15 protein-coding genes are annotated in these 24,558 nt (G+C 63.2%); 11 read left to right on the top strand and 4 right to left on the bottom strand.

What is annotated here, in order from left to right; genetic code table 11:
* Positions 1 to 1,761: a hypothetical protein gene (locus KZJ38_RS35210; protein WP_219801620.1), complete on the top strand. Its 1,761-nt coding sequence runs from the start codon at positions 1 to 3 to the stop codon at positions 1,759 to 1,761.
* A 116-nt stretch (positions 1,762 to 1,877) separates the two neighbouring features.
* On the opposite strand, the gene KZJ38_RS35205 is transcribed toward KZJ38_RS35210, so the two are convergent.
* Positions 1,878 to 3,173 (bottom strand): acetate kinase, encoded by a 1,296-nt coding sequence (locus tag KZJ38_RS35205; protein ID WP_219801619.1) that lies wholly within the window; start codon positions 3,171 to 3,173, stop codon positions 1,878 to 1,880.
* A 430-nt stretch (positions 3,174 to 3,603) separates the two neighbouring features.
* Between KZJ38_RS35205 and KZJ38_RS35200 the strand changes: the two genes are divergently transcribed.
* The 4 genes from KZJ38_RS35200 to KZJ38_RS35185 all read left to right on the top strand — a co-directional run bounded on the left by KZJ38_RS35200 (position 3,604) and on the right by KZJ38_RS35185 (position 11,912).
* Positions 3,604 to 8,475 (top strand): NAD-glutamate dehydrogenase, encoded by a 4,872-nt coding sequence (locus tag KZJ38_RS35200; RefSeq protein ID WP_219801618.1) that lies wholly within the window; start codon positions 3,604 to 3,606, stop codon positions 8,473 to 8,475.
* Between the two features lie 72 nt (positions 8,476 to 8,547).
* The gene (gene selD / locus KZJ38_RS35195) at positions 8,548 to 9,612 is read left to right on the top strand and encodes a selenide, water dikinase SelD (protein ID WP_219801617.1); all 1,065 of its coding nucleotides are present in this window, start codon (positions 8,548 to 8,550) and stop codon (positions 9,610 to 9,612) included.
* Between the two features lie 98 nt (positions 9,613 to 9,710).
* Positions 9,711 to 10,616 (top strand): cation diffusion facilitator family transporter, encoded by a 906-nt coding sequence (locus KZJ38_RS35190; protein ID WP_219801616.1) that lies wholly within the window; start codon positions 9,711 to 9,713, stop codon positions 10,614 to 10,616.
* 129 nt (positions 10,617 to 10,745) lie between these two features.
* A complete protein-coding gene (locus tag KZJ38_RS35185) occupies positions 10,746 to 11,912 on the top strand; it encodes a purine-nucleoside phosphorylase (protein WP_425518399.1) in 1,167 nt (388 codons plus the stop codon).
* 255 nt (positions 11,913 to 12,167) lie between these two features.
* Here the strand turns inward: KZJ38_RS35185 and KZJ38_RS35180 are convergent, their stop codons facing one another.
* Positions 12,168 to 12,425, bottom strand: a complete 258-nt coding sequence (locus KZJ38_RS35180; protein ID WP_219801614.1) for a hypothetical protein — start codon at positions 12,423 to 12,425, stop codon at positions 12,168 to 12,170.
* 207 nt (positions 12,426 to 12,632) lie between these two features.
* Entirely contained in the window at positions 12,633 to 13,637 is a 1,005-nt protein-coding gene (locus KZJ38_RS35175; RefSeq protein WP_219801613.1) for a LysR family transcriptional regulator, read from the bottom strand.
* Between the two features lie 244 nt (positions 13,638 to 13,881).
* Between KZJ38_RS35175 and KZJ38_RS35170 the strand changes: the two genes are divergently transcribed.
* From KZJ38_RS35170 to KZJ38_RS35145, 6 genes are all read left to right on the top strand, one after another.
* A complete protein-coding gene (locus KZJ38_RS35170) occupies positions 13,882 to 14,742 on the top strand; it encodes an alpha/beta hydrolase (RefSeq protein ID WP_219801612.1) in 861 nt (286 codons plus the stop codon).
* 137 nt (positions 14,743 to 14,879) lie between these two features.
* On the top strand, positions 14,880 to 16,109 hold the full coding sequence (locus KZJ38_RS35165; RefSeq protein ID WP_219801611.1) for an efflux RND transporter periplasmic adaptor subunit: 1,230 nt from the start codon (positions 14,880 to 14,882) through the stop codon (positions 16,107 to 16,109).
* Between the two features lie 55 nt (positions 16,110 to 16,164).
* On the top strand, positions 16,165 to 19,350 hold the full coding sequence (locus KZJ38_RS35160) for an efflux RND transporter permease subunit (RefSeq protein ID WP_219801610.1): 3,186 nt from the start codon (positions 16,165 to 16,167) through the stop codon (positions 19,348 to 19,350).
* Between the two features lie 22 nt (positions 19,351 to 19,372).
* Positions 19,373 to 20,917, top strand: coding sequence for an efflux transporter outer membrane subunit (locus KZJ38_RS35155; RefSeq protein WP_219801609.1), 1,545 nt, complete (start codon positions 19,373 to 19,375; stop codon positions 20,915 to 20,917).
* Between the two features lie 155 nt (positions 20,918 to 21,072).
* Complete coding sequence (locus tag KZJ38_RS35150) at positions 21,073 to 22,299, top strand: acyl-CoA dehydrogenase family protein (RefSeq protein WP_219801608.1); 1,227 nt, start codon at positions 21,073 to 21,075, stop codon at positions 22,297 to 22,299.
* A 68-nt stretch (positions 22,300 to 22,367) separates the two neighbouring features.
* The gene (locus tag KZJ38_RS35145) at positions 22,368 to 23,696 is read left to right on the top strand and encodes an Nramp family divalent metal transporter (RefSeq protein WP_219801607.1); all 1,329 of its coding nucleotides are present in this window, start codon (positions 22,368 to 22,370) and stop codon (positions 23,694 to 23,696) included.
* Between the two features lie 119 nt (positions 23,697 to 23,815).
* Here KZJ38_RS35145 and flhC read toward each other — a convergent pair whose 3' ends face one another.
* Positions 23,816 to 24,553, bottom strand: coding sequence for a flagellar transcriptional regulator FlhC (flhC, locus tag KZJ38_RS35140; protein WP_246641929.1), 738 nt, complete (start codon positions 24,551 to 24,553; stop codon positions 23,816 to 23,818).
* Positions 24,554 to 24,558: the final 5 nt, after the last annotated feature.

The following is a 24,558-nucleotide window of genomic DNA, read 5'->3' as shown; positions in this document are numbered from 1 at the left end:
ATGAAGACTCAGACCTGCAAGCTTGCACGAATTGCAACGGTCGCCTGCACGAGCGTTGCGCCGCTCGCGGTGGCGCACGCGCAACAGGCCGAAGCAGTCGCGCGGACGATGGTGGAATCCGCAGCCGCAGCCGACGCGCTGCTCGCGCTACCGCGTGAAGGATGCCGCGAAGGATGCATAAGCACGTCCGCAAATTTTCCGATTGTCGATGCTACGGAATCGGATGCACAATGCGTGACCGATGCGGCGAATGCGTTGAGCGTGGCCGTTTCGTACGCGGCGCCGATTGCCGTTCCAGTGCATACCGACACGGTCGCGACTATGAGTACACCGACAGCAGCGCCGTTCCTCGCCGACGCGCAGGCGAATGAACTGGAATGGGGGAAGTCGCGCCGCGACGCGATGTCGCTTGCGGATGCGGATATCGCGGCGCCGGTGCGGCCGGTGCCGCTCGAAAACGCGGCGCGTGTCGACGATGCGCGTGATTTACCCGACGTCGTGCGCGAGGATGCCGGCGAGGGTTTGCAGCAAGACGCGCCGCGCGATGCGGCGTTGCCGCGTGCCGCGAAGCCGGCGTTATTGCCGAATGTTCCGCTGCCGGTTCACAAGCCGCCGATTTCTTACGCAGCGCCGGTTGCGGTTCCGCTTCGTGCGGCGAAAGCGGATGCGCCTGTTGACGCCGATTCCCATGCCAGCGGCGATGCGCTTTCGGTTGAAACGGCGTTATCGGTTCCGTCCCACACGAAAGTATTGCCGACGGTGGATGGGTTTGCGGAATGGCAAGGCTGGCTTGTCACACAAGAGGACGCGCAAGCGGCTGCCGCCGCGGCTCACGCACGGCATGTTTCGTATGCAGCGCCTGTTGCAGTGCCTGGGCGTAGCGAGGAACGCACGCCGTTGCTCCCTTCTGGTGTAGCGCGCAAAGGCGCGAAGCTTCTGGCGCACGCGCAACCGTTCATGTTGATGCACATGAATTCGTCGGACGCGATGGCAGCGGATCAGCACGCGCTGCCGGTGCGATTGATTTTGCCGCGGCCGGGGCGTCAACCGGGCACACGAACAGTATTTGCGAGTGCGATCGATTCGCAAATCGCTTCCGGCTCGGAGGCATTGCCGGCATCGACGCAGCAAGCAGCGAACCCGCCAGCGAAGCTATCGCAGGCGACGCCATCAGAAGCCAAACCCGTTTCATACGCGGCCCCGATCGCGGTCCCGTCGCGCGGTAATGCATCGACTGCAGCAAGCCGCGAGACGCAATCCTCTGCTCAACCGCAAGTGCAACCGCCGGTTCATGTCCCAACCGCGGCAACCGTCCCGACCAGCAAAACCGACCCGAACTGGTCGACGCCCGACAAAGTGGCGATCAGCGATGAACGCCTCGACACGATGCGCGGAGGCTTCGATCTGTCGTCGGGTTTGAAAGTGTCGTTCGGCGTGTCGCGGATGGTGGTCGTCAACGGCAATCTCGTGACGACGACGAGCTTCAACATTCCCGATATCGCTAACCTCAGCGCGCAGCAGGCGCAGCAGCTCGCATCGGTCAACGCGGGTTCGCTGATCCAGAACGGGCCGGGCAATGTCGTGCAGCCGGGCGCGATGCCGGCGCTGTCAGGCGCGGTGATCCAGAACACGCTGAACAATCAGAACATCCAGGCACTCACGACGATCAACACGACCGTCAATTCGCTGTCGATGTTCAAGAATTTCAATGTCGGTTCGACGTTGGGCGGTGCGCTGACCAACGCGGTGCGACCGCGATAATCGACGCGCGTGCGCGAAATCAGCGCACGCGGGTGATGCGTTGCGATCCGCAGCGTGCTAGCACAGGGCGCTACGCACCACGCACCACGCACCGCTCACCGCGCGGCGAATATCGCTCAGAACGTAATCGGCAACCGGAACGTCAGCGTGATATCGGGCGTATCGCGCGTCAGCCCCGCGCCGAGCGAGAAATTCAGCGTGGTCTTCGGCGAGAGCCGATACGAGTAGCCGACCAGCAGCGTACCGAGCACGACGCGCACGGAGCCGGGCACAGTCTCGCCGTTCTGCTTCGTCGGCAGCACGATGCTCTGGTCGTAACCGATACTGAACGACGATTTCTCGTTGAGCGCGAGACCCATGCCGATATTGAAGCCCCAGATATCGCCGGGCTGCACGCGTCCGACAAAGTCTTTCTCGCCATTGAGAATCGTGAGGCTCAGATCGCTGCGGCCGAAGCTGTGCAAATAGCTGAAGTTGCCGAAGAACACGACCGGATCGCTCGGAAACAGCCACGTGAGACCGGGCTGGATCGCATAGAAGCCGCTGCCGGTCGGCTGCTCGAGCGGCAGGCCTGTGCCTGTCGTGTTGCCGATGCAGCGCGTCACGCAATCGGTGACGACATCGAACGGGCTCTTGCCCGTCGCGGTCTTGAAGCGCAGCCAGCCGACGTAGTAGAACTTGTCGGGACCGCCTTCGTTGAGCTGATAGCGCAGCGTCATTTCGACATCGCCGATATCGTGGCCGGAGCTGTTGAACACGTTGTCCTGTGCGGACCCGGTGAAGACTTCGCGGCTGACCGTGTCGTTGGTCGAATACACGTACGGCACGCGCACTTCGATTTCCATCCGGTTCGTGATGCCATAGCGTGCCGCGAGCCCCGCGGTCAGCACGGTCGATTTGATTTCGCGCACGTCGATCAGGCCGATTAGCAACGCTGGAATGATCGTGTAGCCGACTAACGCCACGCGGTCCGACGACGAATAGCCGAACTGGAACGACGGCTCGAGTGTGAGCTTGTTACGCGGCGTCAGCACGCCCGGCTGATCGAAGATCGGTGCGACGGCTGGCGGCGCGGTGTCGGGCACCGGCGCCTGGCCGACCGGTTGTTGTGGTGAAGGGGCGATGGCCTGAGGTGCGGGTTGGGTTGAGGGTTCACCCGCCCCGCGTTTCGTTTCAAGCAACTTCGCATCGAGCGCGCGGCTCAATTGCTGGAAATTCGCTTCTTCCTCGGCGAGTTTCCGCTTCAATGCGTCGAGTTCTTTAATGCGGTTGTTCAATTCCTGGCGAAGCGTTGCAACATTTTCCTGTGCGGACTGATCGTCAATCGACTGCGCATGTAATTCGGCATGAAAGAAAAGAAATAAAGTCGCATAGCTGATCGTGCGAAAACGCCGCAATGGCTCGCGCTTCATGGTTGTGTCTCCATGTCAGGGCTTGCAGGTGTCTGCGGGCGCTTGACGGTACCGGAAGCGCCTGTCCACGCGCGCAAAAGCGTCGGCATGCTAGCCGCGTTTTGCCAGAAGGGACGATTGCGTCGTGCTGATTCGCCGGGGAGCGATGCACTTTAAAAGACTAGACCATCGTTTCGATATTGGCTAATCAAAAAGCGTCCTAAGGTTGAGTCGATAAATTAACAAACATAGTTATTCGAGCGGTTTTTAAAATTCATCGAAAGTACGTTAAATAAAGCAATGGCAATTCGAATGCAGGGATTGATGGGAAAAACCATGAACAGCTAATCCGCATTTCCATGTGCGCATGCACACAGAGGGGTCGCGGGCAGGGTGCATAATGCCGATGTATCGCCGATGCAGTGGATCGCCACCCGCCGTGGAGGACGTCATGCAAGCGAAAAACGAAGAAGCCGTCGCGCATCTGCTCAACGATGTCGTCGAGTTCGCGCGGAGCCGGTTGCCCGAACCGGCCTTCGCAATAGTCGAACCTTTCCTGCGGCATTACTACGATTTCGTCGACGCCGACGAACTGCAAAGCCGCAATATTCCTGACCTGTACGGCGCCGCGATGGCGCACTGGCAAACCGCGCAGCGTTTTGTGCCGGGCAGCGAACGGCTGCGTGTGTACAACCCGATTCTTGAACAGCACGGCTGGCATTCGGACCATACGGTCCTCGAGATCGTCAACGACGACATGCCGTTTCTGGTCGACTCCGTATCGATGGCGGTGAACGGCCTCGGGCTTTCGCTGCATTCGGTGGTGCACCCCGTGTTCCGCATCTGGCGCGGCAAGGACGGCAATATCGAGCGCGTTGCCGTCGGCGGCTCGGCCCCGGACGACGGACAATCGCAGCTCGCCTCGTTTATCCATTTCGAAGTGGACCGTTGCGGCGACGCGGCGAAGCTCGAAGCGTTGCGCGCCTCGATTGCGCGCGTGCTCGGCGACGTGCGCGCCGCCGTCGAGGACTGGCAGAAGATCGCCGATATCGCGCGCGGCACGATCAAGGACCTGGCCGCGCGTGAAACGAGCGCGGACGGCGTCGAAGCACGCGCGTTTCTCGAATGGATGGTCGCCGATCACTTCACGTTTCTCGGCCAGCGCGATTACGAGCTCGTCTCGCACGGCGGCGGCTTCGGTCTGCGCGCGGTGCCGGGCACGGGCCTCGGCATCCTGCGCGATGCCTTGCGCGACGAACCCACGCCCGATGTGACGCCGTTGCCGCCCGCGGCCGCGGAAATTATCAGCGGCGCATTGCCGATCTTCCTGACGAAGGCCAATTCGCGCGCGACCGTGCACCGGCCCGGTTATCTCGACTATGTCGGCGTGAAGCTCGTCGGGCGCGATGGAAAGATTACCGGCGAGCGGCGTTTCATCGGGCTTTACACATCGACCGCCTATATCGGTTCGGCTGCCGACATTCCGATCGTCCGCCGCAAAATAGCCAATATCGTGCGGCGCGCGGGTTTTCTGCCGAAAGGCCACCTCGGCAAATCGCTGGTCACGGTGCTCGAAACCTATCCGCGCGACGAACTGATTCAGGCCGACGAAAAAGATCTGTACGACATCTCGATGGGCATCCTGCGCTTGCAGGAACATCAGCGCACGCGTATTTTCGTGCGGCGCGACCGCTTCGACCGCTTCGTATCGTGCCTCGTGTTCGTGCCGCGCGAAAAGTACACGACCGACCTGCGCCGGCGCATCGCCAAGCTGCTGCTCGAAGTGTTCAACGGTAAAGCGGTCGAGTTCACGCCGTTGTTATCGGAGTCGACGCTGGCGCGGATTCACTTCGTCGTGCGCGCGGAGCCGGGCGCAATGCATGAGGTCGATACACGCGAGCTCGAAACGCGGCTCGTGCAGGTTTCGCGCCGCTGGCAGGACGATCTCGCCGACGCGCTGCTCGACGCGTTCGGCGAAGAGCAGGGCAACCGTCTGCTGCAGCACTATGCCGATTCGTTTCCGGCCGGCTATCGCGACGACTACGCGGCACGCACGGCAGTACGCGATATCGAGCTGATCGAGCGCGTGCAGGCAACCGGCCACCTCGCGATGAACCTGTACAGGCCGATCGAATCGGCGCCGCGCGCGTTCCGCTTCAAGGTGTACCGCGTCGGCGACCCGATCGCGCTGTCGCGCAGCCTGCCGATGCTCGAGCATCTCGGCGTGCGCGTCGACGAAGAGCGCCCGTATCTGATCGAAGCGCCGCATGCGCAGCCCGCATGGATTCACGACTTCGGCCTGGAACTGGCCGACGAAACCGAATTCGATATCGAGCGCGTGAAAGACCTGTTCGAAGACGCGTTCGAACAGGTCTGGTGCGGCACCATCGAAAACGACAGTCTGAACAAACTCGTGCTGAGCGCGCATCTGGCCGCGCGCGAGGTGACGATCCTGCGCGCGTACGCGAAGTATTTGCGGCAGGTCGGGTCGACCTTCAGCGATGCGTATATCGTGGGCGCGGTAACCGGGAATCCGGCCATCGCGCGCGTGCTCGTCGAGCTATTTATCGCGCGCTTCGATCCGTCGCCGGGCACGGGGCGCGAAGCGCGCGTCGAGAGGCTGCTGCAAGTGATCGAAGGCGCGCTCGATCAGGTGCCCAATCTCGACGAAGACCGCATCCTGCGCCAGTTTCTCGGCGTGATCAACGCGTCGGTGCGCACGAACTATTTTCATCGCGACGCGCAGGGCAAGCCGATGCCGTATCTGTCGTTCAAGTTCGATCCCGCGAAAGTGCCGGGCCTGCCCGAACCGAAGCCGATGTTCGAAATCTGGGTCTATTCGCCGCGTGTGGAAGGCGTCCATCTGCGCGGCGGACGCGTCGCGCGCGGCGGCTTGCGCTGGTCCGATCGCCGCGAGGATTTCCGCACCGAAGTGCTCGGGCTCATGAAAGCGCAGATGGTGAAGAACGTCGTGATCGTGCCGGTCGGCTCGAAAGGCGGCTTTGTCGTGAAGAATCCGCCGCCGCAAACGGATCGCGAAGCGTGGCTGCGCGAAGGCGTCGCGTGCTACCAGACGTTTTTGCGCGGACTGCTCGATCTGACCGACAACCGCTCGGGCACAGAGATCGTGCCGCCGTCCGACGTCGTGCGCCACGATCCGGACGATCCGTATCTCGTCGTCGCGGCGGACAAAGGCACGGCGACGTTCTCCGACTACGCGAACGCGATCTCGCAGCAATACGGCTTCTGGCTCGACGATGCCTTCGCATCGGGCGGCTCGGTCGGCTACGACCACAAGAAAATGGCGATTACCGCGCGCGGCGCGTGGGAGTCGGTCAAGCGGCACTTCCGCGAAATGGGCGTCGATACGCAGGCGGCCGACTTCACCGTGGTCGGTGTCGGCGATATGTCGGGCGATGTGTTCGGCAACGGCATGCTGCTGTCGCCGCATATCAAACTCGTGGCGGCGTTCGATCACCGTCATGTGTTTCTCGATCCGAACCCCGATACGGCGACGAGTTTTGCCGAACGGCAGCGACTGTTCGGCCTCGAGCGTTCGAGCTGGGCCGATTACGATCCTTCGCTGATCTCGGCGGGCGGCGGCATTTTCCCGCGCACCGCGAAAACGGTGCCGATCTCGGCCGCGGTGCAAGCTGTGCTCGGCATTAGCGCGACGGCGCTGACGCCGAACGAACTGATGCGCGCGATTCTGCAGGCGCCGGTCGATCTGCTGTACAACGGCGGCATCGGCACCTATGTGAAAGCGAGCCATGAAACGCATGCGCAGGTCGGCGACCGGACGAACGACGCGGTGCGCGTGAACGGCAGCGAACTGCGCTGCAAGGTCGTCGCCGAAGGCGGCAATCTCGGCCTGACGCAATACGGCCGCATCGAATTCGCGCAACGCGGTGGGCGCATCAATACCGATGCGATCGACAATTCCGCGGGTGTCGACTGTTCGGATCACGAAGTGAACATCAAGATCCTGTTAGGACTGGTGGTCGCGGACGGCGAGATGACCGACAAGCAGCGCAACGCCCTGCTGGCGGAAATGACCGAGGAAGTCGGCCTGCTCGTGCTGCAGGACAACTACTATCAGACGCAGGCGCTATCGATCGCGGGCCGCTACGCAGCCGATCTGCTCGATATGGAGACGCGTCTGATGCGCTATCTCGAACGCATCGGCCGCTTGAACCGCGTGATCGAGTTCCTTCCGACCGACGAGCAGATCAACGAACGGCATGCGGAGAAGCAGGGCCTGACGTCGCCGGAACGCGCGGTGCTGCTCGCGTACAGCAAGATGTGGTTGTACGACGCGCTGCTCGAATCGGACGTGCCCGAAGATGCGCTCGTGGCCGGCATGCTCGCCGGGTACTTCCCGCAGCCGCTGCGCGAGCGCTTCGACGAGCCGATGCATCGACATCCGCTGCGCCGCGAGATTCTCGCGACGTTTCTGACGAACGGTCTGGTTAACCGCGTCGGCTGCGCATTCGTGCACCGGATGATGGAGGAAACCGACGCGCAACCGGGCGATATCGTGCGCGCGTGTCTGATGGCGCGTAGCGTCTTCGATCTCGACGACGTATGGCGCAGGATCGACGCGCTCGACAATCGCGTGCCCGACGATGTGCAGGCGCGCATGTTCGTCGAAATCACGCGGTTGCTCGAAAGTGCGGCGCTGTGGTTCCTGCGTCATCTGCAAACGGGCGAGCTTCACGATGGCGGCGCAGCGGCGCTGATCGGGCGCTGCCGCGACGCGGCGCAGCGGCTCGCGCCGCAATTGCCGGCGCTGCTGCCGGCAGCCGATATCGAGGCGTTGTCCGAGCGGCAGCGTGTGCTGGTCGATGCCGGTGTGGATAGCGATCTTGCCGTGCGCGTGGCAAGCGGCGAAATTCCGGCCGCGCTGCTCGATATCGCCGAAGTCGCGGCGACGAGCGGCCGCAGCCTCGAACAGGTCGCGGGCGTCTATTTCGCGCTCGGCACGCAGCTGAACTATCACTGGATCAGCGAGCGCGCCGCCGCACTGCCGACGCCCACGCATTGGGACGTGATGGCCCGCGCCGCGGCGCTCGCCGAACTGGCGCGCCTGAAACGCCAGCTTGCGACGAGTGCGCTGGCGCAAGCGCCGGATGCATCCGACATGACCGAGCCCGGCACGCTTGTCGAAGCGTGGCGCGCACGGCGCGAAACCGCGCTCGCGCGCTATGCGCAATTGCTCAACGATCTGCGTGCGGCCGGCGGCGCAAGCTTGTCGATGCTGCTCGTCGTGGTGCGTGAAATGGCGGCGCTGGAGCGGCATTGCATGCCATCAGGCACCACTTGAGCGTTGTTGTAACGCGGATTCCGCCAGACAGCCGATAATATCGGCTGTCTTCACCATCGCATTCCGTTTGCCATGACCGAAACCGCTACGCCGAACCCCACTGTCCCCCGTCTGACGAGCCTGTCGCATGGCGGCGGCTGCGGCTGCAAGATCGCGCCGGCTGTCCTGTCGAATCTGCTCAAGCGCAGCATGCCGCTGCCGACGTTCCCCGATCTGCTGGTCGGCACCGAAACCGCCGACGATGCCGCCGTCTATCGCCTCAACGACGAGCAGGCGATTATCGCGACCACCGATTTCTTTATGCCGATCGTCGACGATCCGTACGATTTCGGCCGCATCGCCGCAACCAACGCGCTGTCCGACGTCTACGCGATGGGCGGCAAGCCCATACTCGCGCTTGCGCTGGTCGGCATGCCGATCAACGTGCTGCCGCATGACGTGATCGCCGCGGTGTTGCGCGGCGGCGAAGACGTCTGCACGCAAGCGGGCATTCCGGTCGCGGGCGGCCATTCGATCGATTCGGTCGAGCCGATCTATGGCCTCGCCGCGCTCGGCGTCGTGCATCCGCAGCGCGTCAAACGCAATGCGGCCGCGCAGGCCGGCGACGTGCTCGTGCTCGGCAAGCCGCTCGGCGTCGGCGTGCTGTCGGCGGCGCTCAAGAAGAACCAGCTCAGCGATGCGGGCTACGCGCAGATGATCGAGTCGACCACGAAGCTGAACCGGCCCGGCACCGCGCTTGCCGCGCTGCCGGGTGTGCATGCGCTGACCGACGTGACGGGCTTCGGCCTGCTCGGCCATGCGCTCGAAATGGCGCGCGGCGCGGGGCTCGGCGCCCGCGTGCGTTACGCGGACCTGCCATGGCTCGACGGCGTCGACGCGTTTGCCGCGGCCGGCGTCTTCACGGGCGCATCCGGCCGCAACTGGGCGTCGTACGGCGAGCAGGTGCAGTTGGCCGACGGCTTGCCGGATACCGCGCGTGCACTGCTGACCGATCCGCAAACGTCGGGCGGCCTGCTCGTCGCCTGCACGCCCGATACGGTCGATGAAGTGCTCGCGATTTTCCGCGACGATGGCTTCGCGCGTGCCACGGTGATCGGCGAAATGACGGGCGGCCCGGCGCGAATCGAAGTCGTTTGAGGTTGCCCAAGGTTGCCTGAGGTCGCTTGAAGCGTGGTTTGAACAGTCGCTCGAAGCGTTCGTTTGACACTCACGTCTAATATCTTCTTATACCGACGATGACGGAAGAATCGCCGAAAGCCATCTTTTACGCGCTTGCCGCAAATATCGGCATCGCCGTTTGCAAGTTCGCGGCGGCGGCCTTTACGGGCTCAGGCGCGATGTTCGCCGAAGCCATCCACTCGAGCGCCGACTGCGGCAACCAGGTGCTGCTGCTGTTCGGCCTGCGTCAGGCACGCCGGCCCGCGAGCCCGCTGCATCCGCTCGGCGCGGGCCGCGCGATCTATTTCTATTCGCTGATCGTCGCGCTGCTGCTGTTCTTCGTCGGCGGCGCGTTTTCGGTTTATGAAGGCGTGCACCGCGTGCTCGTGCACGAGCCGCTCTCGTATGCGTATATCGCGCTAGCGGTGCTGGGCGTGTCGGTCGTGCTCGAAGCGCTGTCGCTGATGGGCGCGATGCGCGAGATCCGCAAGAACAATCCGGATAAATCGCTGTGGCGCTGGTTTCGCGAGACGCGCGAGTCCGAACTGCTGGTGGTCGCGGGCGAAGACATCGCGGCGCTTGCAGGCCTCGCGATTGCCTTCGTCGCGGTGCTGCTGACGATGCTGACCGGCAACCCGATATTCGACGCGCTCGGTTCAATCGGCGTCGGTGTGCTGCTGATGGTGATCGCGTGGCTCGTGGCGCGCGAAGTGAAGTCGATGATTATCGGCGAATCGGCGAGCCCTGAGGTTCGTCGCGCGATCGATGCGCATCTGCGTGCGCGCACCGAGATTCGCAGCATCATCAATCTGATCACGCTGCAATGGGGACGGCATGTCGTGGTGGCCGTGCAGGCTGAAATGATCGATTACAACAGCGGACGCGCGATGGTGGACGCAATCAATATCATCGAAGCGGAGTTGCAGGAGAAGTTTCCGCAGGTGCGCTGGGTGTTCTTCGAGCCGGATGTGCCGCGCACATAATGCGGCCGGTGCGATGCTTCGCAGGCGGCGACAGGCAGGGCAAGTTTAACGAGCGTGGGTTGAAACGCGCCACTATACTTGTTTGCGCTTAAAACCTCCGGTAGCAAAGAATAAAAGGAACTACGCTCGATGAAAACCCGCCGCCGTTTGACTGATATTCAACGCCGCCGCACTTTAACCGCATTAAACGCATTCGCAATCGCCACCGCGGCGGTATTTGTTTCTTTACTGCCGGCTGTCGCGGGTGCGCAAACACAAGCTCAAACGCAAGCTCAAAACCAGACTCAAGCGCAAACTGAGCCGCATTCGACGACCCATAAAAGCGCCGCCGCGCATACCGCCCGGGTTCTCGCGCCGAAGGTCATGATCGTCTCGATGTTCGGCCCCGAAGGAAAGGTCTGGCTCGATAAACTGGGCCCGTGGCAGGAGATCCGCGTGCCGGGCCTGTCGCCCGATTATCCGGTGGTTCGCTGCAACGAAATGAGCGTCTGCGTGATGACAACGGGCATGGGCCACGCGAACGCGGCCGCGTCGATGATGGCGCTGACGTTTTCGCCGCGCTTCGACTTGCGCCACACGTATTTTCTGATCGCCGGTGTGGCCGGTATCGACCCGGCGCGCGGCACGCTCGGCACCGCGACATGGGCGAATTACCTGGTCGACTTCGATATTCAATGGGAGGTTGACAGCCGCGAAGCGCCGCCGAACTGGACTACCGGTTATCTCGGCATCTTCGCGAAGAACCAGAGCGACAAGCCGCCGCTCGAATATCGAACCGAAGTATTCGAACTGAACCATCGCTTGACCGATGCCGCGCTTGCGCTCTCGCGTGATGTCGAACTCGCGGATGCCTCGCAAGCGCAGGCCACGCGCGCGAAATACGACTACGCGCCGGCGAACCAGCCGCCGAGGGTCGTTCAGTGCGACACGCTGTCCGGCGATACCTGGTGGTCCGGCAATGCGATGGGCGAACGCGCGCGCGAATGGACGAGAATCGTCACGGACGGCAAGGGCAATTACTGCACGACTCAGCAGGAAGATAACGCCACGTATGAAGCGCTGAAGCGCGCGGCGAGCGCGGAGCGCGTCGATTTGCAGCGCGTCGCCGTGTTGCGCACTGGCGCGGATTTCGACCGGCCGCCGAAGGGCGTATCGAGCGTCGATAATCTGCTGAATACGAATGAGCAGGGCGGCGGCGATATCGCGCTTGCCAACCTCTATCGCGCGGGCAGTCCGCTGGTGCAATCGATCGTCACGCAGTGGAGCGAATGGCAAAAAGGCGTGCCCACGAAGTAATCCGAAGGCACGCCCTTTTAATCTTCGTACCGGTCAGCCTGTAACGAAGCAGGCGCCGGAATACAGTATTGCTTTATCTGGAACGATACGGCGTCCACACAGGAACGTTCGTCGACCAATCATCGAGTTCGGACGGGCTCATGTTCGGCTCTCCTATATCAACAATTCACTTACCAGTAGCCTTGCTTTGCTGCCGTGTGACTCTGCGCGATCAAAGCGCTTCACCCTACACGGCGCAAGGGATTAACTGATTTACTATTCGCTCGCGCGATTCGCTGCATTGCCGTTCTGATCGGCCACGCGAGCGGTATTGCCCGCATCGGCGTTTTGCACCGTATAGCCATGCGATGCGGCGATTCCCGCCTTGACCTGTGCACGCGTCACGCTGCTGCCGTCCGACCACCATTGCTGCTGATACGTACCGGCGCGACCGATTCCACCGCCGCCTTGTGCGAATGCGGACGTGCTGGCCAATACCGTGAGAGCGAGAACTGCGAAAAGACTGCGCTTCATGATTCACTCCTGTCATTCGTTTGCGGCGCTGACGTATAGCGCCGCGACAGGATGAAATGTAGGCGGTGAAGCGCGGGCGATAAATCCGCCATTTGCGAAATGAATTGTCGCGAATGCGGAACAATCAAAACGCGAAAAAAAGCGCGGCCGTGCCGCGCTTTTATCAGATGAGAATCACACACGGATTGCGTGGGTTTTGCCTGAACCTCATGCAACCCATTCGGAAACAACGGGCGTATCAAGCACCGGCGCCTCTTCGCGCTGTTCGATCGTTCGTGCGGTACACGGCTTGTCGAGACTGCCGCGGCCGCTCAGCAGCGGACAGCTGTCGAACAGCTCGGCCACCCAGTCGACGAATACGCGCACCTTCGACGACAGATGCTTGCTGTGCGGATAGACCACTGAGATCGGCATCGGCAGCGGCTTGAAATCGGGCAGCACTTCGACGAGCTGACCCGAGCGCAGATGCGGCAGCACCATGAAAAGCGGCGGCTGAATCAGCCCGAAGCCTTCAAGGCCGCACGTCACGTAGGCGTCCGCATCATTGACCGACACAATGCCCTTCATCTTCACAGGGACTTCCTTGCCGCCGACGAGAAATTCCCAATCGAAGGTGCGGCCCGTGCGGCTCGAGAAATAATTGACGGCGTTGTGCTGCTCGAGATCCTCGAGCGTGCGCGGCGTACCGGCGCGTTCGAGATACGACGGCGCCGCGCACGACACGCCTTCGAACAGACCGATGCGGCGCGCGACCAAAGAAGAATCCTGCAACGCGCCGACGCGCACGACGCAATCGACACCTTCCTGCAAAAGGTCGACCGGCCGGTCAGTCAAGCCGAGCTGCAAGTCGATATCAGGATAGAGCTTGTGGAATTCACAGAGCTTCGGTATGACGAGCAGCCTGCCGAGCGAGCCCGGCATATCGATGCGCAGCTTGCCGTGCGGCTTCTTATTGCCGCTCTGGAAACTCGCTTCGGTTTCCTCGACATCGGCCAGGATGCGCACGCAGCGTTCGTAGTACGCAGCGCCGTCGGGCGTGAGCGACAGGCGGCGCGTGGTCCGATGCAACAGACGCGTACCCAGAAACGCTTCGAGGTTCTGGATGATGGTCGTCACCGAGGCGCGCGGCAGATCGAGCGTTTCCGCTGCGCGCGTGAAGCTGTTCGTATCGACGACCCGGGTGAACACTTGCATGGCCTGGAGCCGGTCCATTGCAACCTCCGGAAGATTGAGTGCAAGCGGTGCGCGCGGCGGGAGCAGATAAGGCCGCGAGGCTGAATGCCACCTATTGAGCAATACGGGGCAGGTGCATCTCTCGAGGCCTAACGTTGAACAACGCAGACTTATTGTTCAGGCGCACCGAATTGTGTTGCCGGATTATAGGCATTTATTTGGAAGTTTGCAGAACGCACAATTCGCCCCGTTCGCTTAATTTCGCGCATTGTCGCCGTTCGATATGGATGCATTTAACTCGCGTCACTCGCTGGTTCCTCCGGGTAGCGGCCCGGCAGGCGGTCGCACGTCGCTCGATGTCAGCGACGTGAGCATCGAGGGGTACGCACAGGACATCACGCTGCGGCTTTACCGCCAGACGGGCAAGGCCAGCTTGCCGATCCTGCTGTATTTCCATGGCGGCGGCTTCGTGCGCGGATCGATCGACGATGCCGATTTCGCGTCGCGCTATTTCGCCGAGAAATTGCCGGCGCTGGTCGTGTCGGTCGGCTACTCGCTTGCGCCGCAATTCCCGTTTCCGGCCGCGCCGGAAGACGCGCATCGCGCGGTGCTGTGGGTCACGACGCGAGCGCGCGCTTTTGGTGCAGACACGAAACGGATCGGCGTCGCGGGGTACGACGCCGGCGGCCAGCTCGCCAACTGTCTCGCGTTTATGGCGCGTGACCGCGGCGATGTGCGTATCGAAGCGCAAGCGCTGTTCGGGCCGATGCTCGACCCGAGCCTCACGCGGCTTGGCGACGAGCAGCGGCTGGGTTCGGACATCACGGCCAGCGAATGCGCGGCGTGCTATCGCGCGTATCTGCCGAAAGCGGCCCAGCGTATGCATCCGTACGCGGCGCCGCTCGAAGCGTTGCGACTCGCGAATCTGCCCGACACGCTGATCGCCACCGCAGGTAACGACGTTTTGCATGTCGAAGCGGAAAAGTACGCCGGCAATCTGATTGCCGCGGGCGTGCTGACGCAGGTCATCCGCTTTCCGAATCTGTCGCACGCGGCGCTGGCCGATTATCCGGCCGCGCTGCAGGAAGCGGTGAGTTTTTTCCGCTGTCGTTTTGCCGCACGCGATAAGCGCGGCAGCGCGTGAACAAGGTGTAACCCGCGTGTGAACGCTGTGTGAAACAAGCCGGTGCACCGCCGCAGTGTGCCGGTCGCGCGCGCGTTTTTGCGCGCCCCTCCGATAAACAAACAAACCAACTTCAAGCCATTTAAACGGAGTCTGTCATGTCATTGCTTCCTCTCTCGCGCACCAGGCTGACCATCGCCGCTGTCGCCGTTATCGTCATTGCCGGGATCGGCACGCTCGGTGCGATTCGCGTCGATGCGCGTTCCGAATCGCCGGCGCAGGCCGCGCCGTTGACCGAAGTCGATGTCGCCGCCGTGGTGCAGAAAACGATCACCGACTGGCAATCGTATTCAGGGCGTCTCGAGGCGATCGACAAGGTCGACATCCGTCCGCAGGTGCCGGGCACGATCGTCGCGGTGAATTTTAAGGACGGCGCGCTCGTCAAGAAGGGCGATACGCTGTTTGTCATCGATCCGCGTCCGTATCAGGCCGAAGTCGATCGCACGGCCGCGCAACTGGCCGCCGCGCAGGCGCAGCGCCAATATGCGCAAACGGATTGGGAGCGCGCGCAACGTTTGATCGGCGACAACGCGATCGCGAAGCGCGACTACGACGAGAAGCAGAACGCCTCGCGCTCGGCCGACGCCAACGTGAAGGCCGCGCAAGCCGCGCTCGAAGCCGCGCAGATCAACCTCGGCTATACGAAGGTTACGGCGCCGGTATCAGGCCGCGTGTCGCGCGCCGAAATCACGCTCGGCAACGTGGTCAGCGCGGGTGCGGGTGCGCCGGCGCTCACGACGCTGGTGTCGGTCTCGCCGATCTACGCATCGTTCGATGCGGACGAACAGACGTACCTGCAGTACATCAGCCAGGTGAAGAACAGCGGCAAGGTGCCCGTCGAACTCGGTCTTGCAAACGAAAGCGGCTACTCGCGCTCGGGCGTGATCGACTCGGTCGATAACCGGCTCGATACGTCGTCGGGCACGATCCGCGTGCGCGCGCGCTTCGATAACGCCGACGGCACGCTGGTTCCGGGCCTCTATGCACGCGTGAAGGTGAGCGGCAGCGCGCCGCACGCGGCGCTGCTGATCGACGATGCCGCAATCGGCACCGACCAGGACAAGAAGTTCGTGCTCGTCGTCGACAAGAGCGACAAGGTTGCCTATCGCGAAGTGCAGATCGGCCACCTGCAAGGCAACTTGCGCGTGGTGACTGGCGGCCTGCTGAACGGCGAACGCATCGTCGTGAACGGCACGCAGCGCGTGCGGCCCGGCGAACAGATCAAGGCGCACGTGGTGCCGATGACGGGCGGCGACGGCGAGCCGAAGAGCGATGCATCGGTTGCAGAAGGTCAGCCCGCCCGCACGAACGCAAAGAAGAATTCGTGATGCTCGCGTTGCACATCGCTTAGATGCGGCAGCGCCTTAACGTACAGAGCCTCATATGAACATATCCAAGTTTTTTATCGACCGCCCCATTTTCGCGGGCGTGCTATCGGTCCTCATTCTGCTGGGCGGCATCATCGCGTTGTTCAAGCTGCCGATTTCGGAGTATCCGGAAGTCGTGCCGCCGTCGGTGGTCGTGAAGGCGCAGTATCCGGGCGCGAACCCGAAGGTGATCGCCGAAGCCGTGGCTTCGCCGCTCGAAGAGCAGATCAACGGAGTCGAGAACATGCTGTACATGCAGTCGCAGGCCAATAGCGACGGCAATCTCACGCTGACGGTTACTTTCGCGCTCGGCACGAACCCCGACCTCGCGACGCAGCTCGTGCAGAACCGTGTGAACCAGGCCTTGCCGCGTTTGCCGGAAGACGTGCAGCGTCTCGGCGTCACGACGATCAAGAGCTCGCCGACGCTGACGATGGTCGTGCACCTGATCTCGCCGAACGACCGCTACGACATGACGTATCTGCGCAACTACGCGTTGCTCAACGTGCGCGACCGGCTGCAGCGGATTCGCGGCGTCGGCGAAGTGCAGTTGTGGGGCGCGGGCGACTACGCGATGCGCGTATGGCTCGATCCGAGCAAGGTGTCGGAGCGCAATCTGACGGCAACCGAAGTGGTCAACGCGATTCGCGAACAGAACATCCAGGTCGCGGCCGGCGTGATCGGCGCGTCGCCTTCGGTGCCGGGCACACAATTGCAGTTGCTCGTGAACGCGCGCGGTCGACTGAAGACCGAGAGCGAATTCGGCGACATCGTCGTGAAGACGGCGCCTGATGGCGCCGTGACGTACCTGCACGATATCGGGCGCATCGAGCTTGCCGCGTCTGAATACGGTCTGCGTTCGCTGCTCGATAACAAACCGGCCGTGGCGCTTGCCATCAACCAGTCGCCGGGCGCGAACTCGCTGCAGATTTCCGACGAAGTGCGCAAGACGATGAAGGAACTCGCCGCCGATATGCCGGCGGGCGTGCAGTACAAGATCGTCTACGACCCGACGCAGTTCGTGCGCTCGAGTATCGAAGCGGTGATTCACACGCTGCTCGAAGCGATCGCGCTCGTCGTGGTCGTGGTGATCGTGTTCCTGCAGACGTGGCGCGCGTCGATCATTCCGTTGATCGCCGTGCCGGTGTCGATCGTCGGTACGTTCTCGCTGCTGCTCGCGTTCGGCTTCTCGATCAATGCGCTGTCGCTGTTCGGGATGGTGCTTGCGATCGGTATCGTCGTCGACGATGCGATCGTGGTGGTGGAAAACGTCGAACGGAACATCGAACGCGGGCTCAGTGCGCGCGAGGCCACCTATAAGGCGATGCAGGAAGTGAGCGGGCCGATTATCGCGATCGCGCTGACGCTGGTCGCCGTGTTCGTGCCGCTCGCGTTCATGACGGGCCTGACCGGCCAGTTCTACAAGCAGTTCGCGATGACCATCGCCATTTCGACGGTGATCTCGGCGTTCAACTCGCTGACGCTGTCGCCGGCGCTTGCGGCGATGCTGCTGCGCGGTCATGGCGATAAGGAAGACTGGCTCACGCGCGCGATGAACCGCGTGCTCGGTGGCTTCTTCAAGCGCTTCAACAAGGTATTTCATCGCGGCTCGGAAGCGTACGGCAGGGGTGTGACCGGCGTGCTGCGGCACAAGGGCGCCATGCTCATCGTGTATGCGGTGCTGCTTGCCCTCACCGCCGTGGTCTATCGCGCGGTGCCGGGCGGCTTCGTGCCCGCACAGGACAAGGAGTATCTGATCGCGTTCGCGCAATTGCCGAACGGTGCATCGCTTGACCGCACCGAAGGCGTGATTCGCGATATGAGCGCGATTGCGCTGAAGCAGCCGGGCGTCGAAAGCGCCGTTGCGTTCCCGGGTCTCTCGGTGAACGGCTTCACGAATAGCTCGAGCGCGGGCATCGTGTTCGTCACGCTCAAGCCCTTCGACGAACGCAAAGGCAAGGCGTTGTCGGCCGGTGCGATTGCCGGTGCGCTGAACGGCAAATACGCCAGTATCAAAGGCTCGTTCGTCGCGGTGTTCCCGCCGCCGCCGGTGCTTGGTCTCGGCACGCTCGGCGGCTTCAAGATGCAGCTCGAGGATCACGGTTCGGTCGGCTATGCGGCGCTCAACGACGCGGCCGAGGCCTTTGTGAAGAAAGCCTCGCAAACGCCGGAGCTGGGCCCGACGTTCTCGAGCTATCAGATCAACGTCCCGCAGCTGAACGTCGATCTGGACCGCGTGAAGGCGAAGCAGTTGGGCGTTGCGGTGACGGACGTGTTCAACACGATGCAGATCTACCTGGGCTCGCTGTATGTGAACGACTTTAACCGCTTTGGCCGCGTGTATCAGGTGCGTGTGCAGGCTGACGCGCCGTTCCGCGCGACGGCCGAAGACATCGGTCAGTTGAAGACGCGCAATGTGAATGGCGACATGGTGCCGCTGTCGTCGCTCGTGAAGGTGACACCGACTTTCGGTCCGGAGATGGTGGTTCGCTACAACGGTTACACGGCAGCGGACATCAACGGCGGTCCGGCGCCGGGCTATTCGTCGGGTGAGGCGCAGGCGGCGGCCGAACGCGTCGCGGCCGCCACGCTGCCGCGCGGCGTGAAGCTCGAATGGACCGACCTCACGTATCAGCAGATTCTCGCGGGCAACGCGGGCCTCTGGGTGTTTCCGATCAGCGTGCTGCTCGTGTTCCTCGTGCTGGCCGCGCTGTACGAGAGCCTGACGCTGCCGCTCGCGGTGATCCTGATCGTGCCGATGAGCGTGCTGTCCGCGCTGGCGGGCGTGTGGCTCACGGACGGCGACAACAACATCTTCACGCAGATTGGCCTGATGGTGCTGGTGGGTCTCGCATCGAAGAACGCGATTCTGATCGTGGAATTCGCGCGCGAGCTCGAACACGACGGACGTTCTCCGGTCGCCGCGGCCATCGAAGCAAGCCGGCTGCGTCTGCGCCCGATTCTGATGACGTCGATCGCGTTCATCATGGGTGTGGTGCCGCTCGTGCTGTCGTCGGGTGCCGGTTCGGAGATGCGCCACGCGATGGGTATCGCGGTGTTCTTCGGCATGCTCGGCGTGACGCTGTTCGGCCTGATGCTGACGCCGGTGTTCTATGTCGTGCTGCGCCTGCTGGCAGGCGGCAAGATTCACGTTGCACAGAAAGATGCGCCGCATATGGTTGCGCAAACAACCGATGCATAAAGCGCGCACTGAGGACGGAAACATGAAAAAAGACCAAACGATGCGCGGCCTCGGCCGCGCGGCAGCGAGCGCGCTATTGCTGGTTCTGCTGGCAGCGTGCTCGGTCGAGCCGACCTACAAGCGGCCCGATGCGCCGACGCCGGCCGCCTTCAAGGAAGCGCCGGCAGGCGACGCGAAGGATATGGGCACGTGGAAAACCGCGGAGCCGGCCGACGCCGCGCACCGCGGCGAATGGTGGGCGATCTTCGGCGACCCGGTGCTCAACGACCTCGAGCAGCAGGCCGCCGCGGCGAATCAGGACCTGAAGGCGGCGGCGGCGCGTGTGCAGCAGTCGCGCGCGCTGGTGCAGAACGCGCGCTCCGACTGGTTCCCGACCATCGATGCGGGCTTCGGGCCGACGCGTCAGCGGCTGTCGCCGGCGTCGCAGTTCCTGCCGCCGAATGCAAACGTGCCGACGCAGACGCTGTGGCGCGCCCAGGCGACCGCTTCGTACGAAGTCGATCTGTTCGGCCGTATCAGCTCGAACGTCCATGCGACGCAAGCCGATGCGCAAGAGAGCGAAGCGCTGTTCCGTTCGGTGCAGCTCGCGTTGCAGGCCGACGTCGCGCAGAACTACTTCCAGCTGCGCGAGTTCGATACGCAGGTGAACCTGTTTCGCCAGACCGTGAAGTTGCGCGAGGATTCGTTAAAGCTCGTACAGCGACGCTTTAGCGAAGGCGAAGTCAGCGAACTCGACCTGTCGCGCGCGAAGAACGAGCTTTCGACCGCGCGTGCGGATGCGGTCGGCGTGGCGCGTCAGCGTGCGGCGTCCGAGCATAGCCTCGCGATTCTGCTCGGCAAGGCGCCGGCGGACTTTTCGTTCCCCGAATCGCCGCTCGTGCCGGTCACCGCGCGCGTGCCGGCGGGCTTGCCGTCCGCGTTGCTCGAGCGCCGCCCCGACGTCGCGGCGGCCGAACGCGCGATGGCCGCGGCGAATGCGCGCGTCGGCCTGGCGAAGTCCGCGTATTTCCCGCAGCTCAACATCACGGCGGCGGGCGGTTTCGAGGCGGGCACGCTGGCCGACCTGTTTCACTGGTCGAGCCGCGCGTTCCTGCTCGGGCCGTTCGCGGGCACGGCGCTGACCATGCCGCTCTTCGACGGCGGCCGTCGCCGCGCCGGGGTCGATCAGGCGCGCGGGAAGTACGACGAAGATGTCGCGCAGTATCGTCAGCAGGTGCTGCAGGCGTTCCGCGAAGTCGAAGACAACCTGTCCGATCTGCGTCTGCTCGACGATCAGATCCAGCAGGAGAACGATGCGGTCAATGCGTCGCAACGTTCGGCGCATCTGTCGGCGACGCAGTATCAGGAAGGGCAGATCGCGTACCTCGACGTGATCGACGCCGAGCGCCAGGTGCTGCAGACGCAGTTGCAGGCGAGCCAGCTGACCGGCGTCCAGGCGGTCGCGACGGTCAACCTGATTCGCGCGCTCGGCGGCGGGTGGGGCGATATGAAGGCGAACGACGCGACGCCGGCGGTTGGGATGAACGCCAACGGCGGCGCGGACGCGGAGCAGGTCGCGAAGCAGTAGTCGTGCCGGTGTAGTGCCGGTGCGAACGAAGCGGCCGCGGTTGTAAAGCGGCCGCTTCGCCGTTGCTGGGTCCGAAAACCAGGTCCGGAAACGCGCGATCCCGCTAAACTGTTCGCACTCGTGCCGTTCCGGGCACGGACGTCGACGGAGAACGCATGAACGACGCGCGCCAGCCGGCCGAACGCGAAACGCAACCTCACGCTTACGCGCCGGTGCAAGACCTGACCTCGCTCATTACCGCATTGCGTGAAACGGCAGCCGAACGCGACCGCGCCGGCGGCCACGCCGCGCGCGAAAAGCAGTGGATCGCCGATGCCGGTTTGCTGACGCTCGCGGTGCCGCACGAATTCGGCGGCGCTTTTGGCGGCGCTTCTGGCGGTCTAGATGGCGCGCATTGGTACGACGTGTATCAGACGATTCGCGCGATCGCGACCGTCGACAGCGCGCTTGCGCATCTGCTGGGGTTTCAGTGCCTGCAGATCGTCAGCGTCGACGTCTGGGGCAACGCCGAGCAACGCGCGCGTTATCTGAACGGTACGGTCAGGGAACAGTGGTGGTGGGGCAATGCGGTCAATCCGCTCGATACGCGACTCGTTGCAACCGCAACGACCGACGGCGGCTATCGCCTGCACGGCGCGAAGGGCTTCTGCTCCGGCACGCGCGGCTCGCAGATGATGACCGTGTCCGGCCACGACGCGGCGGCCGGCAAATCGGTCTACGGCGTCGTGCCGACCACGCGCGAGGGCATCACGGTCCATGACGACTGGGACCCGATCGGACAGCGTCAGACCGACAGTGGCACGGTATCGTTCGACAATGTCAGGCTTGAGCCGCACGAAGTGATGCATCGTTCGGACGTGCCGCGTGTCACGTTGCGCACGCTCGTTTCACAACTCGTGCTGACCAATCTGTTCGTCGGCATCGCGCAGGGCGCGCTCGATGAAGCGCGCCGCTATTTCACGCAGTACACGCGGCCCTGGATCACCTCGGGTGTCGCGCGCGCCGCCGACGATCCGTATCAATTGCAACGCTTCGGCGAAATGCGCCTGAAGACGATCGGCGCCGAAGCGATGGCCGACCGCGCAGCCCGCGCACTCGACGACGCGTGGAACAAAGGCTTCGCGCTCGACGCCCAGCAGCGTGCACACGTTGCGCTCGCAACCTCCGAAGCGAAGGTCTTCGCGCATCGCGCGGCGCTCGACGTCAGCGAAGCGCTGTTCGACGCATGCGGCGCCCGCGCGACCGGCGCGCCGCTCGCGCTCGACCGCTTCTGGCGCAATGCGCGCGTGCATACGCTGCACGACCCGCTCGACTACCGGGTCCGCGATATCGGGCGCTACGCGCTGGAAGGGACGCTGCCGGACGTTTCTTTGTACACTTGAGGGAGTCGGCGGCACGGCACACGGCCTCGTGGTGCGGCTCGGCTTCAACCAACTCGAGGGTCACCGGCTTGCAGTTCAAACTACCGACTACGGCAACCGCGCCGTTTTGCCCGGCCGAAGTTCAAGGCTCCGTCGCAGTCAATCCGAACGCACCGTTCTGGAAGCGCATTCTGCAGTTCGCGGGCCCCGGCCTGCTCATATCGATCGGCTATATGGACCCGGGCAACTGGGCGACCGATATCGAGGCCGGCTCGCGCTACGGCTATAGCCTGCTGTTCGTCGTCGTGCTGTCGAGCCTCGCGGCGATGGTGCTGCAGTGCCTGAGCATGCGGCTTGGCATCGCGACCGGCAAAGACCTCGCGCAGCTGTCGCGCGCCCGCTATTCGCCGGGCGTCGTGCGCGTCCAGTGGCTGCTCGCTGAAATCTCGATCATCGCGTGCGACCTCGCCGAGGTGCTCGGCGGCGCGCTTGCGTTCCATCTGCTGTTCAAGATTTCATTAACCACCGGCGTATTGCTCACCGCGCTCGATACGCTGATCGTGCTCGGTTTGCAGGGCAAGAATTTCCGCGATCTCGAGGCGATCATGCTGGGGCTGATCGCGACGATAGGCGTCGGCTATGTGATCGAGCTCGCGCTCGTGAAGCCGGACTGGTCGGCGGTGGCGCATGGCATGGTGCCGTCGTGGCAGGCGATCAACAGCCGCGAGCCGCTCTATCTGGCGATCGGCATCCTCGGTGCGACCGTGATGCCGCACAACCTGTATCTGCATTCGTCGGTCGTGCAGACGCGTGCGGTGAAGCGTAACTCGAAGGGCATCGGCTCGGCGATCGCGATGTCGCGCATCGATACGATCGTCTCGTTGCTGCTCGCACTGCTGATCAACGCGGCAATCCTGATTCTCGCCGCCGCCGCGTTTCATTCGACCGGCCACAATCAGGTGACCGAAATCGAGGACGCCTACAAGCTGCTCGCACCGATTGTCGGCACGAGTCTCGCGGCGATTCTGTTCGCGGTCACGCTATTCGCGTCCGGCCAAAGCTCGACGTTCACGGGCACGGTGGCGGGACAGGTCATCATGGAAGGCTTTCTCGACCTCAATATCCCATGCTGGCAACGCCGGTTGATCACGCGCGCGCTGGCGCTGATCCCCGCACTGATCGGCATTCAGCTGTTGGGTAACGGCGCGGTCGGCGAATTGCTCGTCGCGAGCCAGGTCGTGCTGAGCCTGCAATTGCCGTTTGCGCTGTACCCGCTGATCCGCATGACCGACGACCGCGCGCTGATGGGCGAATTCGCGAACCGGCTGCCGACGCGCATGCTGGCGTGGGCGCTTTTCGCGGTGATCAGCGCCGCGAACGTGTGGCTCGTCGTGCAGACGGTGGGGTGGCTCAGTTGAAGATGAGTTGAAAATGAGCCGCTGAAACCGGGCCGGGAAATGAAAACCGGCGCGCCCCGATGGCGCGCCGGAAACGGGAAAGACGCGGAAAGAACTAAAGAGGAACTAAAGCGGAGAGCTCAGGCAGCGGCGAGCGCAGTTTCGGGTTCGAGCTCGTCGATCGCGGCTTGCGCAATCGCTTCATCGATCGCCTCAACCGCTTCGCGCAATTCGGCCACGGCCGGTTCAGCAACTTGCGGCACCGCGTTTGGCAGCACATGAGGCAGCACATGAGGCACCGCATGTGGCACAACCTGCGGTTGCGAATCGACCTGCGCTTGCGTTTCGAGCTTCGCGGCAGCGGCTTTCTTCGTCTTGCCGGCGCGCGACGGCGGCTGGCACGCGCCGCACACCACGTTATTCTGCAAATCGTGCTTGTGCGCCACGAACTTGCCCGTGCAGCGGCAGCAGCGCGTGAGCTGCAGCATGTCCGCGTCGAAGAAACGCACGAGTGTCCATGCGCGCGTCAGATCCAGCACCGGCTCCGAGTTCGCGTGCTTGCAGTGCTCGAGATAGAGCCGGTAACCCTTCGTCAGCGCGTCGAGGTGCGAGCAGCGCGCCTCGTTCTTCAGAAACAGGTACGTGTTATAGAACAGCGACGCGTGGATATTCGCGAGCCACGTCATGTACCAGTCGGCCGAGAACGGCAGCATGCCTTTCGGTGGCGATGCGCCTTTGACTTCACGGTACAGACGGATCATGCGGTCGCGGGAAAGCGTCAGTTCGCTTTCCAGCACCTGCATGCGCGCGCCGAGTTCGATCAGCGCGATTGCGCGAAACACTTCTTGCGCGTCTTCGGTCAAGCTTCGCTTGAGCATGGCGG

It is taken from the genome of Paraburkholderia edwinii (assembly GCF_019428685.1).
GTDB lineage: Bacteria > Pseudomonadota > Gammaproteobacteria > Burkholderiales > Burkholderiaceae > Paraburkholderia > Paraburkholderia edwinii.
This window is presented reverse-complemented; position numbering and strand designations above follow the sequence as displayed.

Excerpts from the sequence above, each read along its gene's own strand:
- KZJ38_RS35170 (WP_219801612.1), top strand. The coding sequence starts at position 13,882 with ATGGATGCATTTAACTCGCGTCACTCGCTGGTTCCTCCGGGTAGCGGC.
- KZJ38_RS35160 (WP_219801610.1), top strand. The coding sequence starts at position 16,165 with ATGAACATATCCAAGTTTTTTATCGACCGCCCCATTTTCGCGGGCGTG.
- KZJ38_RS35185 (WP_425518399.1), top strand. The coding sequence starts at position 10,746 with ATGAAAACCCGCCGCCGTTTGACTGATATTCAACGCCGCCGCACTTTA.
- KZJ38_RS35190 (WP_219801616.1), top strand. The coding sequence starts at position 9,711 with ATGACGGAAGAATCGCCGAAAGCCATCTTTTACGCGCTTGCCGCAAAT.
- KZJ38_RS35205 (WP_219801619.1), bottom strand. The coding sequence starts at position 3,173 with ATGAAGCGCGAGCCATTGCGGCGTTTTCGCACGATCAGCTATGCGACT.
- KZJ38_RS35200 (WP_219801618.1), top strand. The coding sequence starts at position 3,604 with ATGCAAGCGAAAAACGAAGAAGCCGTCGCGCATCTGCTCAACGATGTC.
- selD (WP_219801617.1), top strand. The coding sequence starts at position 8,548 with ATGACCGAAACCGCTACGCCGAACCCCACTGTCCCCCGTCTGACGAGC.
- flhC (WP_246641929.1), bottom strand. The coding sequence starts at position 24,553 with ATGCTCAAGCGAAGCTTGACCGAAGACGCGCAAGAAGTGTTTCGCGCA.
- KZJ38_RS35150 (WP_219801608.1), top strand. The coding sequence starts at position 21,073 with ATGAACGACGCGCGCCAGCCGGCCGAACGCGAAACGCAACCTCACGCT.
- KZJ38_RS35180 (WP_219801614.1), bottom strand. The coding sequence starts at position 12,425 with ATGAAGCGCAGTCTTTTCGCAGTTCTCGCTCTCACGGTATTGGCCAGC.
- KZJ38_RS35165 (WP_219801611.1), top strand. The coding sequence starts at position 14,880 with ATGTCATTGCTTCCTCTCTCGCGCACCAGGCTGACCATCGCCGCTGTC.
- KZJ38_RS35210 (WP_219801620.1), top strand. The coding sequence starts at position 1 with ATGAAGACTCAGACCTGCAAGCTTGCACGAATTGCAACGGTCGCCTGC.
- KZJ38_RS35155 (WP_219801609.1), top strand. The coding sequence starts at position 19,373 with ATGAAAAAAGACCAAACGATGCGCGGCCTCGGCCGCGCGGCAGCGAGC.
- KZJ38_RS35175 (WP_219801613.1), bottom strand. The coding sequence starts at position 13,637 with ATGGACCGGCTCCAGGCCATGCAAGTGTTCACCCGGGTCGTCGATACG.